This window comes from Pseudarthrobacter sp. NPDC058119, assembly GCF_042884655.1.
GTDB lineage: Bacteria > Actinomycetota > Actinomycetes > Actinomycetales > Micrococcaceae > Arthrobacter.
Window position 1 is genome coordinate 132,841 of record NZ_JBHVTN010000010.1, and the last position, 18,006, is coordinate 150,846.

Below are 18,006 nucleotides of genomic sequence, written 5' to 3' on the forward strand. Positions count from 1 at the left end.
CAACAACAGGTGGCCCGCAATGACAACAACTTCACTCAAGGACGAACCAATGATGACCAGTCCCCAACCCGTGCATGACAAGCGTCCTGACCCTCAGACCGCACCCGGTGCGGAGCCCTCCACAGAAGAGGGAAAACGTTCGCTGCGCCGCTCCATCCTGGGCTCAGCGCTCGGCAACGCCGTCGAGTGGTTCGACTATGGCGTCTATGGCTACCTGACCATCTACATGGCCACCAACTTCTTCGGATCAAAGGAGGGGGACGGCGGTCTCGGCGTCACCCTCACCCTCGCCACCCTGGCCCTGTCCTTCCTGGTGCGGCCGCTCGGCGGCCTGATCCTCGGCCCGCTGGGCGACAAAGTTGGGCGGCAGAAGGTCATGGTGCTCACCGTGACCCTAATGACACTGGCCACCGGCGTCATCGGCCTGCTGCCCACTCTTGACACTGTCGGCTTGCTCGCCCCCATGCTGCTGCTGGCCTGCCGGCTGGTGCAGGGCTTCTCCGCAGGAGGCGAATATGGCGGTGCTGCCGTTTACATGGCCGAGTCCGCACCCGACCGGCGCCGCGGCTTCCTGGGATCGTTCCTCGAGTTCGGCACGACGGTAGGATTCATGCTGGCCGCGGTCGTCTGCACCACCTTGATCGCCGTTGTCGGCGACGGAGGCATGGCAGCGGGCTGGTGGCGCGCACCGTTCCTCCTGACCATCCCGCTTGGCCTCACGGCGCTGTGGATCCGGACCCGGCTTGTGGAGGCGCCCGTGTTCTCCGAGGCCTCGCAGCATAAGGAGACCACTAAGTCGCCGTTGCGGCACGTTCTGCGCAACAACTGGCGGCAGCTGCTGGTGCTCGCCGGCTTCGTGGTGCTGCTGAACGTGGCGTTCTACCTGATCCTGGGCTACATGCCGACGTACCTGAGCGGCCAACTGGGCCACAGCACTGCTCAGGGCAACTGGATGTTGGTGGTTATTATGGCGCTTATGCTGGTGGCCATTCCACCGGTGGGCGCGCTCTCCGACCGCGTTGGACGCAAGCCTCTGCTGCTCGTGGCCGCCGCCGGGTACACACTGCTGTCCGTCCCGGCGGTCATGCTGCTTGGCATGCAAAACCTCATCCTCCAGTTCCTCGGACTGGCCGTGCTGGGGCTGCTGCTGGTAATTCTTGTGGCCTCGGTGTCTTCAACCCTCCCGGCGCTGTTCCCCACCGCCGTGCGCTACACCGGCTTCGCGATTGCCTACAACTTCTCCACGGCGTTCTTCGCAGGTCCGTCACAGACCATCGCCAATCAGCTGATCGAAACCACTGGCAACCAGTTGGTGCCGGGCTGGTACATGGCGATCGCCGGCGTGATCGGTCTGGTCAGCATCCTGTGCATGCGGGAGACGGCGCAGGCGACCCTTCGTGGAGAGGAGCTTCCTGGCACCCCGGAGTCCGTAGGCCTGCCCAGGCCCGGCTACGTGGAGCGGAACTGTCAGGATGCGGAGGCGCGACGGGCCATATTCTGACTACTGAACTGTGACGGCGGGCGCCCACCAGGCGACCCGCCGTCGCCTGTTCCTTCAAGGTCCCTATGCGTTAGCGAAACTGACTATCCTTCTGGACCGTTGACTCAAGCGTTTCGGTGCGGCGGACGAGAGCTGGGCTCATAGCCCGTGATTGCTCGCGCGCTTCTCCCATGCCGGACCGCCTTCACCCCGGGGATCCATTCCAGGCAGCCGGACCGAGTTGCTCAATAGCTGCAGGACGAGGCGTTGACAATGTCAACAGATCTCTCTTCGGTTCGGGCCGTACAGTTCTCGAACTGCTTCGGATTCCGCATGTTTTCGCGGATTCCCAGTGTTTGCAAGGCCTGAAATGCAGTTCGAGTCCCACCTCGGGCACAGTGTTTCCGCAGGTCAGTGGCTTTTTCATCCTTTTGTGTTGACAAAGCTTGACTTTTCGGCAGTCGTAGCGTTGGTCACCCACGTTTCATCCGAGAAAGAGCGCTGCATCCTATGCACCTCCTGGACCCGAGGTTTGCGGTGCTCACCTGAATCCCTCAGCGAGCATTCAGGTCCAGCGGAGGGTGCAGCTCGCACGTCAATTCTTGGATTTCCGGCCTGCGTTTGTGTTGTGGCTACAGGGTTGATTAGATCACCAGCTGTCCCGGACCAGGTCGCCCCCGATGTGGCAGTCACCTTTGCCGCCACAGCGCCCGATTTCGGCTCCATATTTGTCTCGGCGCCACGGTCGGCAATGAGCCTCTTCCAAAGAAGGTGCTGCGAATCTTAATTGTGTGTGGATACGGAGTTTGGGGAGTGAGACGTGACGAAGCTTCTGAATGTAGTTGACGACCGTAAAACCTCATGGGTTTACCTAGTGCCCGTGGGAGTTCTACTTGTTGTGTTCTTCGGCGTACTCCAAGGACCAAACGGAGACTCCAAGCTGCAAGCTGCGCTCTTGCTGGGGCTTGCAGCCCTAGCCATGGGTATCTGCTGGATGTGGGCCAGCAAGTTGTCCAGGGCGGAGTTATCTCCAGTCGACTACATCAAAGGGACCACAACATCCAGGACAATGCTGTGGTACTGGATGGTTTTTGGCATTGCTGCCTTGGTGGCCCAAGTTCTTGACGTCGGAACCCAGATGTTTGCACCCCTTTGGGAGTCCTCGCTTCTGACATTTGGGGGAGTCGGATCAATCCTGCTGACGGCAGGACCCGCATATAAGGAGTTTCGAGAGGCTCAAGCCGCCGCAGTGGCTACTTGAAGCGAAGGATGAAATCTACTCATCCGGTCTTTGGTACGTCTTGCGCGCTGATACCACGATTGGCTGCGCAACCAGCACCAGCATTTATTTTAGGTCCGTTTTGCCTACACTCCACGGATGTATGCAACGCAGAGCCGCGCCCGATGACGTCCCCGAATCCGAGGTACGTTAGCAACGGCCACAGGACTGGAGCCCTGGTGCGTAGTTCGCGTGAGTGGCGTGGCCCCGGGCCGTAGGCGGGACCGGCGGCCTCTTCGGAGGCAGCTGTCCGCTACTCTGGCTAGCGGCATGCACGATTCTCAGGTGCAGTTGGCGCTGTCTAGGGGTACTGAACTGTTACTCTTTGAATAAATTCATGGGGGATTTATGGGAAACAGGCGACTAACAATCTATTTACTGCGCAACGTCTCGCAGCCAGACGACGCGATCGCGCCAGATAAAAGCCCACAGCCTCAAACGCTGGATGCTTCCTCCGGCGTTGAGGGAAAGTTCTATTTCTCGTCCCGCCGCGCCGACCCGCCCCCATGGGTTTCATTCGTTGAACCGATTCTTTCCTCCCCGCTGCAATCTGTGACGACGTCATCGGCCTCTGGTCTCCTAATCATCAAGGCCAATGACAGACATTTCGCTCTTACCTTCGGGTACGGACGTGGCTTTATAGATCCTTCTAAGGTCGAGCACCAGTTTGGGCTTCGAGTCGCTCTCAATCGAATTGATCCGGGCCATATCCGTAGCCTCGACACCAAAACGTTTGAAGACATGGTGGTAACCAAGAACACACAATCGAGCAAAAGCTCCGAGTTGCCAACATTTGGGGTTGACGTATCTCGTGACATGCTTCGCGCTGTTACTGGCGAGCCCCGAGATAAAACCCTAGCGAAGCGTCTTTCCGGTTCGGATGCCTTGGTCCTCAACGTGGAGATTCTTCCCGCTGATCTACCGAAGCTATGCGAGGAACTTTATGAAGCCTTCCAAGATGATGCATACAAAGCGAACTTCGAGTGGATCGACCACCTGGCGCTCGTCACAGATCCAGAGTCTGTATCTAAGCTCAATGGTCTTCTCGAAAAACAACTTGTCGCCGGCGATACCTCCAACACGCACATGGCGATGCCAGAAGCAATCGACTGGGAGGATGTCGACGCGTTCAGGATTGGGGGAACTCGAAAGGAGGAGTACGAGGACCTGGATCTGGATGACTATCTCGGCCGTTTGGGCGAAGGAAAATCGGACATTACGATTGAGCGACTGCGGACCCGCCACGTGTCTGTACGCTTTAGTCGTTCCGGTGACTTCGACTCTCGATGGAACGTCTATCAGTGCCTGGTGACAGAGCAACGGCTTGAATCACAATTGCATGTGTTGATTGAAGGCCGCTGGTTTGTGGTGAGTGATTCGTTGGTGGCGAAGGTTGATGAATTCGCCTCCTCCTTGCCGGAACCCGTAACTGCTCTGATCGAATCCAAGGCTGGAGAGATTGAGGCAAAATACAATGCACGTTTAGCCGATTCAGCACCTTCGAACCTCCTCCTGCTTGACGCGCGCATCAAGAGGCCAGGAGGAGCATCCAGCGGGATCGAGCTCTGCGACGTCCTTTCGGCCAGTGGAGAATTCATACACGTTAAGAGGAAGACGCGATCTGCGACCCTGAGTCATCTGTTTGCGCAAGGCGCGGTGTCGGCAACGACATTTGTTGCTGATGGAACCTTCCGTGATGAGCTGCGGAAAGTTGTTGAAGCTGAAACACAAGAACCCCAGAGGACAATCTGGCTCGACTTGATTCCGAACGGAAAATCCTTGGTGGATCGGTCCAAGTACTCGGTTTCCTACGCTGTGATTGCCAATTCCAGCCGGTCGGGAACGGACTGGTTGCCCTTTTTCAGCAAGCTGAACCTGATGCAGAATGGCCAGCAATTGCAAAATCTTGGCTTTCGGGTCTCAATTTCGAGAGTCCCCATCACATGATGGAGAGGCCCCGCTAGACCAAGTGGATCTCTTGATAGTTCTTCAGGGTAGATGATTCGTTACATGCCACTGCATTTTCTGCATTGAAAATAAATAAGATTAGCTCGTACATGATGTAGGTATGTATTGCACTAACCGATTGCGTGCACCTACCTCCGAAAGGGTGGGCTGGATGGGTTTTGGGGGACATCAATATGGCAAGGACAGTTACGCAGGTCTGCTCTACCGAAGGCTGTGGCAAGCTTGCGGCTTTTAGGACCACCACCAGACCTTCCTGGTGTTTAGACTGCATTGACCAGCTTTTTCGTGTCGGTGGCCTGATCCCCCTTGAGCCTTTTGTTGACCGTAAGTCCTACCGCCGTACAGAGTGCATCGCCTGCAAATCTCGCTTGCCCTACCGGTTCGATTACGTGCTCGATCAGCGGCCGTACGGGCCGGTGTGCAGAGTGTGCCACTGGCGCGAATGGGGCGAGCAAAACCGCGCTAGGACAAAGACGGAACTGAATCAAGTCGTGGGTGCCGCACTGCAGGTGGCGACTGGACTCAGCGAGGCAGACCGGGAACTGCTCGCGACAGACGCGGCGGTGCGAGCATCGGTGAGGAGATGGTGGTGGCCCACGGAACGCATTCAGGCGACCGTTGGGATGCTCCACCATGACCTATTGTTCGATACCGCAGAACACAATGACGGCATGGACCCCATCGCCATCAAGTGCCTGAATTGCGGCTACGAGCACGTAGAGCTGCCCGGCCGTTTGGCCGCGGAGCTATCTGGTCACTGGTGCCTTTGCCCGATTTGTAACAACCGCAACAAAGGGATCTGCGCCTCCGATGTCGTTGTCGGGTTTTCGTCCCATGGCATGTCCGTCGCTGAGCCAGAGGCAGGAACCGACATTGTCCAAGCAGCGAGGTGCGCACGCTGTGGGACACCCCGGCGGATTTCCATGCGACGCCTAAACAGGGGCGCCGTCCCATGTTATGTGTGTGATGGCGCCGCGGATCCCTCGAGCCCTCACCGCGTGTACCTCTTCCACTTTCCGGATTGGCATGCATATAAGGTCGGAATTACTAACAGCGGCAATGATTCACGCCTGGACAGGCACCGGCTTGCAGGTGGCCGGCTGCTTGAGCTCATCGAAGTACCCCACCGGGGTGCTGCCTTCTGGGTTGAACAAGAAGTCCTCAATGCTATGATGCCCTGGCCCGCTACGGGCCTACCTACAGATCGGGTCATCAGCGGGTGGACCGAGATGTGGGACGACAGCGCCCCCATAAATGTTCGGCTGGGAGACTACATCGAAGCGGCCAGCGCCATCACCCTTGACCGCGAGCTCATCGAGGATTGGAAGCGCAACAGGTCCGTGCCGGTCCTGCCGTCTTCAGACTTCACACTGAATCGCGGCGATACCGTTTGCTTCACTGGGTCGGGTCCCGAGAAGTCCAGGGCCCAGTGGAAAACGCTGGCTCAAGGAGTCGGACTCCGCGTCGCAGGTTCCGTCACCTCGATTACTTCGGTGCTTGTTGCTCCTCCCGGCGGCAGCCCGAACGCGAAAGTCGTTGCGGCATTGAGTACGGGTGTACCGGTCATCAGCTATGAGGTTTTTCTTGCGGCTGTTGAAGGCCTTAAGTAAGCCCCTGACTTCGTCCTCCATCTGGGTCAGGTAAGGATTCGGCCGAACCTGCATAGCACCCGCGCCGGGCGGACCAGCCCGTCCGGGTTCAGGCGGAGCTCACCCGGTTTGAAGGAGCCCGCACTCTATCCCTGTCCCCGAATTGTATGCGGCCTACTCTTGCTTCCAGCTGCGGAGGGCATCGGATAGGGCTGCGAGTACAAGCTGTATCTCGGCGTCGACGATCTCGAAACTTTGCCCAGGGCATGTCGATTCCACGAGGCCGTACAACGGCAGGTGTTCACCGAGCCCGCTCAGCGTGGGCGGGATGAGGTAGTGCATGCACCGGTTGCGCAGTTTCCGAAGCGAACGGAGGTTTACTGCTTCGGGGGAATCGATGACGCTGCTGATTCGGACCATTCCCGGGGTTTCAGCGAGTTGCGGATATCTGTTGCGGACTTCGTTCAGAGCGTTGAGTGCATGGGAGACAGTGACGAACTGGACGCGGAAGACCGGGTTGGTAAAAGGTCCTTCGACTGGTTTGAAGGCGTGCAGGCAGCTGTTGACCGATCCTTCGATGACACATAGGACATCTTTGAGTGCAGCCGGGAACTCGGGTTCGAACCGCGTCTCGTAGTAGACTGCACGGTCGAGTGTGATTTCCGATGGCGCCTCGCCCCACTGTTTGACCGGCAAGGGCGTGAATTGTGGCGCATGACCAAATTGCCGGAGGATCAGTGCCGCTGCGTGCCCGATGTCGTAACCGAAGCGTTTGGAGTAGTCATGAGGGACGATCGTCCGCTCAGTAAGCCGCCCGGACTGTTGGAATTCCGATGAGCGGCTGGTCGAAAATACCCGGCCGTCCCGGATCCCCAAGCCGAGATTACGGCCGGGAGACCACGCATTGGAGTGTTCCCCGTCTATACGTTCAAAGTCCTGAATCACCCCTTCGTATAGCTTCTTGGTGTCATCGAGGAGTTTGACGGTGTGTCTGGCTGCTTCGATCTGGGTCGCAAATTTCAGAGTGACTGCCTGGACCTGGGTCGGCCGTCGACGCCGTAGCAAGTCCATTCCCTCATGGACGATTCGTGCCATATGGGGCGTTAGCACCAGCCCAATGATTCCTTTCCATTGTGCGTTTGACTGGCTTGCCTCACCCATGGAGGCGATCCAGTTGATGTCATCCTGGAGCATGCGCAGATCCAACGCCGCCCAGTCGGCTTTGGCCGCTGATTTGTCCTGTCGCCGCTGTAGTTTGGAGCTTTTTCCGCTCATGTTTCCGACACTAGCCCACACCGGTGAGCAGCACCCGGCCGTCGGTGAGCAGGTCACCGTCGCCTGCCGCGAAAGAGCCCAGAACCAGGCTGTCGGGCCCGGCTAGGAAAGCAACAGCGAGTTCCTCGGCCGTGTCGGCCTGATGCTGACCGCGGCCTTCACAACGCTTGGCGTCATCGTGATCGTTTCAGCGCTGAGGAGGAGACGACGGGACAGAGTCCGCAGTTCGAACGTGCGGAGCCGTGCGGAGCCGTGCGGCAGAGTCGTGAAGACCTTGACTTGGGACTTGAAGTGGGCGTGGCGGTTTTGTAGATCTAGGGCCGTACCCCGGGAATGGTCCTGCCTGAAAGGAACGCCCTCAGTGCTTCCGGCTCCAGAAGAATCTCTTTGTTCATCGCCTGGTTCACGTTCACGTCGCCGATCTGGTCATGAATCGAGACCCTGGCCAGAGACACCTCCGGCGAGTACAGCGCGTACGCATCCTTGATTGCGTCGTAAATGGCCCGCTGCTTCCAACGGGAAGAGCCCAGCGGGTTGAGAACCCCTTCCTCATCGGAGCTTCCGAACATGCGGTCCGAGGAGGGGTTGGCCCACTTTCCGCCGTGACTTCCGGCTTTCAAGCACATACGCTCCATCCCCGTGGAGTAGGCGTCGTAGGAGATGGACCAGGGCAGGTCGGAAGCCCACGGAGTGGCGAGTGAAATGGTCCGGTATCTGTTGAAATGCAGGTCCTCGTCAAACTCGATGAGGATCTGATCAGCCTGCATATCCCATCCACTGGGTGCCAGGGCTGCCTCGTGGGCCGGCACACCACCCAGGTCCCGGAAAATAACCAGCAGCGTGTCCGCGGCCGAGGCGGGAAGCGCCTCTATATTCGCCCACGGGACCACGGTCTTCCTTGGCTTCCACCTCACGCTGTAGCCGGCGGCCTCCAAGGACTTCTTGAAGGATCTGGCCCGGATTTCTCTCTTCCCCATGCTGCATCCTATTCACGGCCGGGAAGGGAAACTGCCAGTCTTCTTCGAGGTCATCTCCATGTCACGGTAACCAATGCAGATTCCATAGTCCCGCCTGGCTTCTGACCCTGGTCGAGTTGCTGCATCAAGAGAACAGCCGCGGTAGGGTGCTGATACGCAGGGCGGACGAACCCGGGCGACGACGAGTGATAGGTGGGGGCATGACTTGGTGGAATCCGGAGTTCGATACCAATTTGCGTGAAGAACTCGTTCCGAAGATAGCTGCCGCATTACGCGATGCAGTACCGGGCGCCACGCATGCCCACATACACGTCAATGAAGCAGGGACCGATGCCCCATACCTCTACGCAGGGATAATCCTGAACGCTGAGGGCAAGCGCATCGAGACGGAAGATCCCGGGGCACCGGAAAATCAGGTCATCAATGCCTTGGTGGATGCGAAGACCAAGAACTCGTGGGACGGCTATTCGCTCCCCTTGGACCTGGTCCGGGGTGTCGAAATGGACGACAATGTAGACGTTTTCGACCTGATTAGCGGCTGACCTCTTGAGGACCGGAAAGAGCGCGGTGGAACTTCCCGACATCCTAAGCGACCACAATTTGAAAGCGGCCGCCAAGCTACTGCATCGGTACTACCACGAACGCGATAAGAAAGGGCTTCTTAGCACCGGAAGCTACTTCGATGAATGGGCCGGCCGCGGAGACACCGCAACCAAAGACGTCATCACCGACAGCGACGCCGTGGCTGTCTCCATGCTGAGCGTCACCGTCCCGGCGAAGGCCATGATCGGCCTCGCGGAGCCGGAAACAGCAGCGCGCATCACCGACTTGCTGAAGCAGATCCCCACCGACACGGCCCTGAGCAGCCTCAGCCAGGACCAGGCCGAAGCCCTGCTCGTGGACCAAGGTCCCGCGGCCCTGCTCTGGAGAGAACTCCGCAGTACGAAGAACAACCGCTGGGGCATCGGCGCCACGACCGCAAGCAAGATCATGGCCAGGAAACGGCCCTACCTGATCCCCATCTGGGATGAGGTCATTGGCCAGGTCTGCGGAGCGGAAAATTCCGACGACCAATGGATGAACTGGCACCGGCTCTTGACCGACGGCACCGGTCTACCTGAGCGCCTGGCTGAAATTCACCGGCTCTCGGCAGTGGAGCTGCCGTTGTCGGAGCTGCGGATCTTGGATGTGGTCCTGTGGCGTTACGGGAAGGATCAAGGGCTCGGTGTACGTCGCCGGAGGGGCCGAAAAGCATAGGCCGTTTCAGGAGCAGACAGAATCCGGCTGTCGGGCCCACAGCCGCATTTCGTTGGGGCGTGTAGCCTAACCGCAGAAGGCTCGTCGTGGGGGAGTAGCCCTCGGGTGGGCGAATGGACACAACGCCTACTATCTAGCCGGCCAGGAGCGCCAGGCTCCTACGGTGGAGGACCCTCAGTGACGATCATTCAGCCAAGCATCTACCTTCCACCGGCCATTGAACTCGGCCTTCTTGCAGGCACACTCATTCGCGAAGGCAGCGTTGTCCGTGACGGAGTGTCCAAGCAGATCGTCAAGCACTTGAAGGAAGTCCCCGACGCCGGCGAGACAGCGGAGAAGGTAGCAAGTGCCGCGGTTCGTTTCCGGGGGTTGCCACGGAAGCACGTCGTCATCACCACTATTGCGGTGGCGGCTGTTGCTGTGACTGGAGTGGTGGTACTCCAACAGGTGAAGTCACGTGCTGAGCGAAGCTTGCCGGAGTGTGTCAGGACTTTCGGGGCTTCATGGGACAGGTACCCGGCGGCGATTCGTGACAAATGCCTGGATGTCGAAATCATCGACCAGCTCATTTCAGATTTTGACGGAGTGAGGCAGTACTTCGAGGAATACGGCGAAACGCTGGACTTCAGCCAGGGGCAAGGGAAATCGGTCGTCAAGTTCGTGGCCGAGTACACGAGCAAACTTGCCGACGTGAACAGCATGAATCTGGACGAGCTTCGGGAACAAGAACCGACCCAGGAACCAGGCCGGAATGAGGCCGTCGTCGACTTGCGTCGCAGTCTCGCGATCCAGCGGAGGATCTTCGGCAGCGCGGCGTAGGCGGTGGTCCAACGGCGAAGACTCCTGTGAAGCCGGGGACAATCGGGTTATGCGGTTCTGAAGGACCTGGACGACACAAGTCTGCTGGTGGACCCCTCGCTAGCCATGCAAGTGACCTTTCGGAGGCTTCCCACGCCTTGGAAGCTGGTGAAGAGTCTCCACTCCGGGTACCGCTGACTTGACACGTCGTCACGGCCTACATCCGCCCGTTCATACTCTCCAAGGTTCTTGAGCGTCTGGATGAGATGGCAGGATCTCAGCTATGCCAGCTGCTCTTCAAACCCGTCCACGATTTTGTTCGGAAGTATCGCAACACTACAGTTGCGCATTCCCAATCTGACTTGGCAGTGCCGGTGCCGGTGGCAGTCCTGGATGCAACAGGGTAGGTCGTGAACGTGATCGGGGTATCCCTGATCCAGTCGATGCCACGATTCCTTGCTGAACGATTCCAGAGCCTGATCTTGGTGATGGAAGAGGCTCTGGGTCAGCGCAGGCCTGGAACGACGTCCCCGGCTGCCCGATGACTCCAGCTATGTGAGGGGACGTGCGGAACAGAGGGAATTGAAAATATTGGGCGAACCGGACTGACATGCCGCACGGGCCGAACCGGTGTGATCGAAGGGACCGGCAACACTGGGCCCGAATGGGCTCCTCTGACAAAAGCAAATGGGGCGCCTTCGAACCGCAGGAATCCATTGGAGAACTTTCCCAATTCGGATCCCCTCAGGTCGAAGAGCGTCCCGTTCTTTGTCCAAGCAACGACCGCGCCATCCAAGCTGCGGATCGCATCGTCATCCAACCAGCCGATAACTGCCCCATGGGCGTTGTAGATAGGTTCCATGCCATCGACCTTAGTAGTCGGCACATACAATTTGAGTGCACGCGCAGACCTGGACCAGGCCCTGGCTCCCCGGCGGACCGGGACGTAGTAGCTGGGATATGAGCCTGAGGCCTCACGGCACGAATCCTTTCCGGGTTGGGGTGTTGACATTGTCCACACTTTTGGTTTCAGACCGCGCAGTAGATGGGCCGGATCGGGCCGGATTCCGCATGATTCCGGAACTTCCCAGTGTTCGCAGGGGCAGGAAGGTAGTTCGAGTCCCACCTCGGGCACGACGTTTTCCCTCGTCAGAGGGGTTTTTGCTTTGACGTGTTGACAAAGCTTGTGGTGGCGTCCCTCTGACGCTAAGTTCGCGGGCTTCTGCCGGGCTGCCGCGGGCCTATACAGGTGTGTGGGGTGGCGGCTCAAGTCCGTGGCTGGTGGGCCTTCCGCCTGCTGGTGGGTTCTTGGGTTTCCTCGTTCCGGTTCTGTTGAGTAGGCCGATGGGGGCCTACACCTATTCATGGGCCGGGGGAGTGGGGACGACATGACCACAGCGGAGTCGACGCACGGCTTCCGCACGAGGGCTCCCGAAAGAGTTCGAAAAGCCGCCTGCCTGGGTTTGTCCACTCAAAGGGGAGGTGTGGACATTGTCCACACTTATATGCGCTTTATCGAGCGTGGGATCGGTATCCTCGCTGGGCTTGTAAAGGATGGGGTGGACGGCTGAATAGTGCCACAGCCTGTGGCAGTATTGCCGCAGATTCCAAGCCAGGCAAGGCTCAGACGGATGGAGCGCCGTGCAGCTCGGATTCTCAGTTGTCCTGACTGCCTCTGGACAATTGTGCAACAGGCTGTTGCACAATTACTACGCATCCGCATATAGAGGCTCAGCATCAGGGACGGAAGTCGGATTTGGAATCTAAGACTGCTCACTCAGTTTGGGCTGTACGTCATGCCCTGCGGACCGGCCGATTTGCGCTGCAAGCCTCCACGGGAAATCGTAGGGCGCCGGGGGAGTCCCAGTGCCCTACGATTTCCCGTTGTTAGCTTGCTTCGTCGTTAGAGGGCTGCTGTGCGAGTGGTCGTGACTTCAGCCTCTTCGGCTGCAAAGGGCTGCAGGTCTGCTTCCAACATGGAGTTCTTGGAGGGGTCCTTGACCATGATCGCAGCGACCAGGGTGAGCGCGATGCAACCCGTCACGTACCAGAAGAATGTTGACTCCATGCCTGCTTCTTTCAGTGCGAGAGCGATGGGCTCGGCCGTACCGCCGAAGGTCGCTGCTACAAGGGCGTGCGGAAGGCCAACGCCAAGGGCGCGGACGCGGGTCGGGAACATTTCGGCCTTTACGATCGCGGCACATGCTGTGTAACCGGAGCAGAAAACCAGTCCGAGCATCATCATTCCGAATGCTGCCCAGACGTTGGTGGTGCTTGCCAGGAGTGTCATGACGGGAACGGTGATGAGTGTCCCGCCAATTGAGAAGAACAGCATGATCTTCCGGCGTCCGATTCGATCCGACACTGCACCGGCGATTGGCTGCAGGAACATGAAGACCAGCAGGGCGTAGAAGCTAATGACGGAGGCGTCTTCCTTGGCGATGCCGGAGGTGTTCACCATGTATTTCTGCATGTAAGTGGTGAAGACGTAGAAGGAGACGGTGCCACCGATGGCGAGGGCGAAGACGGCTGCCAGCTGTTTCGGGTACTTCATGAGCGCCCGCAGTGACCCAACGGGCTTGGCACCGTTTTCGAGGCCGGCCGCTTCGCGGGCCTTTTCAATCTTGTAGTGTTCGGATTCGTCCATGGTGCGTCGCAGGATCATCACAACGAGACCGGCGACGGCGCCAATGATGAACGGAATGCGCCACCCGAATTCGGTCATCTGTGCAGGTGTCAGAACCCGCTGCAGAAGGATCATGACCAGCAAGGCAGACAGTTGGCCAATGATGATCGAGACGTACTGGAAGCTGGAGAAGAATCCGCGTCGCCCTGGCGTGGCCACCTCGGACAGGTATGTCGCGCTGGACCCGAATTCGCCTCCGACGCTCAGTCCCTGCAGGAGTCGGGCGATGACCAGGATGACCGGGGCCATGATGCCGATGGCCTCGAATGACGGTGTGAGGCCGATGGCCAGCGATCCGCCGCTCATCAGAAGGACAGAAAGCGCCAGGGCGTTGCGTCGTCCGTGCCGGTCGGCGTACATGCCAAGGATCCAACCGCCCAGTGGGCGCATCAGGAAACCGACGGCGAACACCGCAGCGGTGGAGAGCAACTGCACAGTGGTGTTGCCGGCCGGGAAGAATTCCTTTGCGAAGTAGATGCTGAATGAGGCGTAGACAAACCAGTCGTACCACTCGATCAGGTTGCCCAGGCAACCCTTGACAACGTTGCTGACCACCCGCGGCTTGGCTGCCGGGGCTGACACCTGTTGCGTGTTCATTTGAACTCCCTTGTTCGTGGCTAAGGCCACCGGATCGCTGTTGCGGGGCCTCGTTTCGGGTCTTCCACCCGTGAACTAGTTCAAATGTGTCTCAGCTCACTGCTGATGAAAATAAGAAGCAGGATTTCTTAGGATTCCCTTAGGGTTGTGGTGCTTCGGGGCTACACGCGGGTCAGCTTTGACGTTTTGCCAGTGGTTTCTTCTGGCCGTTCCACGCCACGTTCTGGCGCTGACACACGTTCGTCAAAATGTGCGGCCAGCAGTTCCCCCGAGTGCATGATGTGTTCTTCCATTTCCTTCCTTGCTGTTGTTGCATCCTTGGAGCGGATGGCTTCAAGCAGTTTGGAGTGGTCATCGACTGTGGCTTTTGGCCAGCCGGGAATGCTGGAGTAGAAGCGCCGCGGCACGTATCTGGATACAAGGCCCATGACCCAGATGATCTTTCTGGAGTCAGCCAGCAGGTTGATTTCCCGGTGAAACGCGTGGTTCTTTTCTTCCAGGAGCACCTCGTCATTCCGGGCGGCAGCAGCGATGAGTTCGTGATGCAGGGCTTCGAGTTCAGCCAAGTCGCTCTCAGTCGCCTTCTGGGTGGCCAGTGCTGCGAGTTCGCCGCCGATCAAGGCCTGAACCCTGAAGATGTCACGGATGTCTTGTCCGGTGAGTGGTGCTACCTGGAAACCTTTGCGGGGCACGAGTTCCAGGAATCCTTCAACACGGAGGGACTGTAAGGCTTCCCGGACGGGTGTGGTGGAGATTTGAAGTGCTTCACCGAGTGCTTCGGGACGTACTTGTGTTCCCGGCCGCAGGCTTCCTGACATGATGAGGCCGCGGATGTAGGCGGATGCTTCGTCGCTGAGTTGCGGACGGACGCGCTTACGCTCAATCATGGCTGTTTCTCTCTCTACTGGCCTGCAATTTCCAAGTTACGGCATTCATGAGGCGTCAGCCGTGGTGACGCCGGTATGCCGCGGCCGCACCGGGATGCAGCGGGATGCCTGATGTATAGATAAGAGCTCTGGTGTCAAGATATTGGACGCCGGCCGTCCCCGGGGGCACCAGCTCCGAGGATCGCTCAATGAGAACGTTTACGATGCGACCGACCGTTTCGTCGGGAAGGTCCTGCCGGGCCAGCAGGAGGCTGGCGATGCCGATCGATCCTACCTCGACAGGCGAACCGTAGAGTCCCACCGGTAGCCTGACGGGCTGGTACACCGGCCCGTACTTTGCCTGCAGTATGGGGAGTTGTTCGGAAAGGTCAATGAGGCGGACGCCGGCGGCTGGTCCTCGGCCGCCTTTGTTGATCTCTGGGTGGGGGACCCCACCGGCGAAGAATGCGGCGTCGAGTTGGCCGCTGGCCAGCGCGTCCAGCACTCCCGTGATCGGGACCGGCCGGACGATGATGTCGGATTCGGAGAGTCCGGCAGCTGCGAGCAGCAGCCCGCCCGCCCTGGTCGTCGCCGAGCTGGCGCCCAGGCTGACGGAGTGGCCGCGCAGGTCTGCCAGGGTCCGGATTGATGAATCTGCTGGAACAGCGAGTTGAAGGTAGTTCAGGTAGACCCGGCCGACCGCCCGAAGATCTTGTCGGTCGCTGGCGGCGACGTCGGCCAAGGCTAACGCCAGGTCCAGTCGTCCCGCCTTCACGTCGGGTATGTTCTGGACCGAGCCGCCTGTGATTTTGGGGTCCACCCGGAATCCCACTGCCGCACGCTCGACAGCTGCTGTGAGGGACTGGCCGAAGTCGTAGAAAAATCCTTTTTCTTCCGCAGTGCCCAAGCTGTAGGTTCGTACCTCTTGCTGGCATGCGCTCAAGTAGGTGGTGGCAGTTATCGCGGCGGTTGCTGTTAAGAAGTACCTTCGGGAGAGGGGACGCGTGTGGCTGAAGGGCATGCTCATGTGTCCCCTGTCTTGGCTGTGCGGTCAACGTCCGCCTCAGGGTTGGAGGCGGGATGGCGGGTGTCGCCAGGAGCAGCTTCAAAAGACATCACGACTGTGAGTCCTCCGCCTTGGGTCCGGCCCAGTTCCATGGATCCGCCGTTGCTTTCGACCAGCGCTTCCACGATGGACAATCCCAGGCCGGTGCCTCCTGGCCGGACTCCGTCCTCCTCGGGGGCGCGTGATGTGCCGCGGAAGAACCGCCGTGAAATTAGCGGCAGTTCTTCATCTTTTACCCCCGCGCCGTTGTCGGAGACTGTCAGCACGGTGCGTCTGTCTGTCGGGAGCGCGTCGGCCGTTTTTCCGATGGTGTCCGACGAGATCCGGACGGTTGTCCCGCGGCCGGAGTATTTGCAGATGTTATCGAACAGGACGTCAAGGATCTGCTCGAGATCGCCGGCGCCAATTCGTGCCGTCGGCTCGTCCGGGCGTTCCGCGACTTCGAATGTGACGCCTGCTTCCGCTGCGGTTTCGTGCCAGTAACCTGCGCGTTCTACGGCTATGGCGTGGGGCGTGCAGGTTCGTTCGTCCCCAGCAGCTTCACGCCGCGGAACTTCAGCGACGGAAAGCGCCAGCAGGTCATCGAGGATCTTCTCGAGCCGGATAGCCTCGTCTATGGCCCGTTCGTGGCTTCGTCGACCTTCCTCCTGAACCCGTGGTGTGAGTGTATCCAGCCTTAGCTGCAGGGCTGCCAGGGGGTTGCGTAGCTGGTGGGCGGCGTCTGCCACGAGGCGCCGTTGCGCTTCTCCTGAAGTGATGACTGCGGTGTCCATTTTCTGGAACGCGGTGGAGAGGGCCCGGAGCTCCGGCGGACCAGCCCTGCCGGTGGGGGTCGTGACATCGGTGTTGCCGCTGTTGAGCGCGACGAACGGAAGACTCCTGGTGAGCTGCTGCATCCGGGCGCTGACATTTTCAAGGGGGCGAAGAATCCAGCGGCTGACGGCAAGGGCAAGGGCAGCGAATCCGATGACGGCTCCCAGAGCTCCGGCGCCGATGGCCAGCCACCCGCGCAAGATATCTATACGCGCTGATTCGGTGGAGGCCATGATGACGACTGCACCGTTGACTTGAGCGCCAGTTCCGATCGGTTTTCCGAAAACGGCGGTCCCGGTGCTCCATGGGGTTATGAGTTCGACTGCTGAGGATCTTTCATTTCGCAGGGCGCGTTCGATCGCGGCGGATACCTGCGGTTCGTCCAGGCTGGCACCGGCGGTGGTTATGGGCGCCGAGCCGCGGGTCGATACGACGGCCAGCGCCTCCCCGTACAGGGAGGTGTACGCCTCGGCCTCTTCGCGCAGCAGACCAGTGTTTCCGGTCCGGGCATATCCGTCCGCAAGATCAGCAAAACGCTGAAGGTCGGCGTCGCGGCTGAGGACGAACTCCCGGGTGCGTGCTTCGGCCACCGTTGCCGCCAGCGGAAATGCAAAGGCGGCTACGACGATGGCTCCCAGCACGGCCAGAACTAAGAGCAGACGCGTCCTCATGGTCTAGCCGATCCACCGGTAACCAAAGCCACGGATGGTTTCGATGCGGGCAGGACGGCCAAGCTTTGCGCGGAGCGCTGTCATGTGCACGTCCAAGGATTTGGACACTGAAACAAAAGTATCTCCCCAGACTTGATCCATTAGCTGCTGTCTGCTGGTTGCTGTTCCCGGGTTGTCCACCAGCGCGGCGAGAAGATCGAATTCCTTGGTTGTCAGGGGGACGGCTTCTCCGGCAACGCTGATGTTTCGGCCGGCGAGGTCAATGGTGAGGTCGCCGAACTCCCGTGTGGTGGTGCTAACCGTTTGCCGCGCACGGGCGGCGCGTCGACGGATGGCCTCAACCCGGGCCAGCAGTTCGGTCATCCGTGCCGGTTTGACCAGGTAGTCGTCGGCTCCGTTGCGCAAACCTCGAACCACCGATCGTTCGTCATCGCGTGCGGTGAGGATGATGACCGGTACCGCTGAGATCCGGCGGAGGCGGCGGAGCACCTCGATCCCGTCCATGTCCGGCAGGCCCAGGTCCAGGAGGATCAGGTCGAAATCAGGGTGTCGTATCAGGAGATCCCCGCCACGGGACATGCGCTGCGCGGTGATGCGGTTCGCTTCCAGGGCGTCCATTAGTGCATCCGCCACGCCGTCATCGTCTTCGACGACTCCTATGCGCATTTAGTACTCCTTTCACGA

The 18,006-nt window shown here is 59.4% G+C and carries 15 protein-coding genes; 7 read left to right on the forward strand and 8 right to left on the reverse strand.

The features are described from left to right. The first annotated feature begins 19 nt into the window (after positions 1-19). The 4 genes from ACFVTD_RS19290 (at position 20) to ACFVTD_RS19305 (ending at position 6,337) form a co-directional block, all read left to right on the forward strand. Positions 20-1,501, forward strand: coding sequence for an MFS transporter (locus tag ACFVTD_RS19290; protein WP_387566168.1), 1,482 nt, complete (start codon positions 20-22; stop codon positions 1,499-1,501). Positions 1,502-2,300: 799 nt separating this feature from the next. Then, on the forward strand, positions 2,301-2,741 hold the full coding sequence (locus tag ACFVTD_RS19295) for a hypothetical protein (protein ID WP_387566171.1): 441 nt from the start codon (positions 2,301-2,303) through the stop codon (positions 2,739-2,741). A gap of 366 nt (positions 2,742-3,107) precedes the next feature. Next, positions 3,108-4,706 (forward strand): DUF6119 family protein, encoded by a 1,599-nt coding sequence (locus ACFVTD_RS19300; protein ID WP_387566174.1) that lies wholly within the window; start codon positions 3,108-3,110, stop codon positions 4,704-4,706. Positions 4,707-5,725: 1,019 nt separating this feature from the next. Further along, positions 5,726-6,337 (forward strand): BRCT domain-containing protein, encoded by a 612-nt coding sequence (locus tag ACFVTD_RS19305; protein WP_387566177.1) that lies wholly within the window; start codon positions 5,726-5,728, stop codon positions 6,335-6,337. Positions 6,338-6,490: 153 nt separating this feature from the next. On the opposite strand, the gene ACFVTD_RS19310 is transcribed toward ACFVTD_RS19305, so the two are convergent. Together ACFVTD_RS19310 and ACFVTD_RS19315 are read right to left on the reverse strand one after the other, a co-directional pair. Further along, complete coding sequence (locus ACFVTD_RS19310; protein WP_387566180.1) at positions 6,491-7,591, reverse strand: hypothetical protein; 1,101 nt, start codon at positions 7,589-7,591, stop codon at positions 6,491-6,493. Positions 7,592-7,905: 314 nt separating this feature from the next. Then, entirely contained in the window at positions 7,906-8,568 is a 663-nt protein-coding gene (locus tag ACFVTD_RS19315; RefSeq protein WP_387566183.1) for a hypothetical protein, read from the reverse strand. A gap of 200 nt (positions 8,569-8,768) precedes the next feature. Here ACFVTD_RS19315 and ACFVTD_RS19320 point away from each other — a divergent pair, with 200 nt between their 5' ends. From ACFVTD_RS19320 to ACFVTD_RS19330, 3 genes are all read left to right on the forward strand, one after another. After that, complete coding sequence (locus tag ACFVTD_RS19320) at positions 8,769-9,110, forward strand: hypothetical protein (protein ID WP_387566186.1); 342 nt, start codon at positions 8,769-8,771, stop codon at positions 9,108-9,110. A 25-nt stretch (positions 9,111-9,135) separates the two neighbouring features. Beyond that, entirely contained in the window at positions 9,136-9,825 is a 690-nt protein-coding gene (locus ACFVTD_RS19325; protein WP_387566189.1) for a DUF6308 family protein, read from the forward strand. Between the two features lie 177 nt (positions 9,826-10,002). Beyond that, positions 10,003-10,644, forward strand: coding sequence for a hypothetical protein (locus ACFVTD_RS19330; protein ID WP_387566192.1), 642 nt, complete (start codon positions 10,003-10,005; stop codon positions 10,642-10,644). Between the two features lie 484 nt (positions 10,645-11,128). Here the strand turns inward: ACFVTD_RS19330 and ACFVTD_RS19335 are convergent, their stop codons facing one another. The 6 genes from ACFVTD_RS19335 to ACFVTD_RS19360 all read right to left on the reverse strand — a co-directional run bounded on the left by ACFVTD_RS19335 (position 11,129) and on the right by ACFVTD_RS19360 (position 17,988). Further along, positions 11,129-12,013: a 4-fold beta flower protein gene (locus ACFVTD_RS19335; RefSeq protein ID WP_387566195.1), complete on the reverse strand. Its 885-nt coding sequence runs from the start codon at positions 12,011-12,013 to the stop codon at positions 11,129-11,131. Positions 12,014-12,526: 513 nt separating this feature from the next. Continuing rightward, positions 12,527-13,906 carry an MFS transporter gene (locus tag ACFVTD_RS19340; protein WP_387566197.1) on the reverse strand — a complete coding sequence of 460 codons (1,380 nt, stop codon included), beginning with the start codon at positions 13,904-13,906 and terminating at the stop codon, positions 12,527-12,529. Between the two features lie 161 nt (positions 13,907-14,067). Next, positions 14,068-14,793, reverse strand: coding sequence for a GntR family transcriptional regulator (locus ACFVTD_RS19345; protein WP_387566200.1), 726 nt, complete (start codon positions 14,791-14,793; stop codon positions 14,068-14,070). A 55-nt stretch (positions 14,794-14,848) separates the two neighbouring features. Next, entirely contained in the window at positions 14,849-15,799 is a 951-nt protein-coding gene (locus ACFVTD_RS19350) for a TAXI family TRAP transporter solute-binding subunit (protein ID WP_387566202.1), read from the reverse strand. Beyond that, on the reverse strand, positions 15,796-17,322 hold the full coding sequence (locus ACFVTD_RS19355) for a sensor histidine kinase (protein ID WP_387566205.1): 1,527 nt from the start codon (positions 17,320-17,322) through the stop codon (positions 15,796-15,798). Before ACFVTD_RS19355 ends, ACFVTD_RS19350 begins: the two co-directional genes overlap by 4 nt. Positions 17,323-17,325: 3 nt before the next feature. Continuing rightward, a complete protein-coding gene (locus ACFVTD_RS19360; protein WP_387566208.1) occupies positions 17,326-17,988 on the reverse strand; it encodes a response regulator transcription factor in 663 nt (220 codons plus the stop codon). Positions 17,989-18,006: the final 18 nt, after the last annotated feature.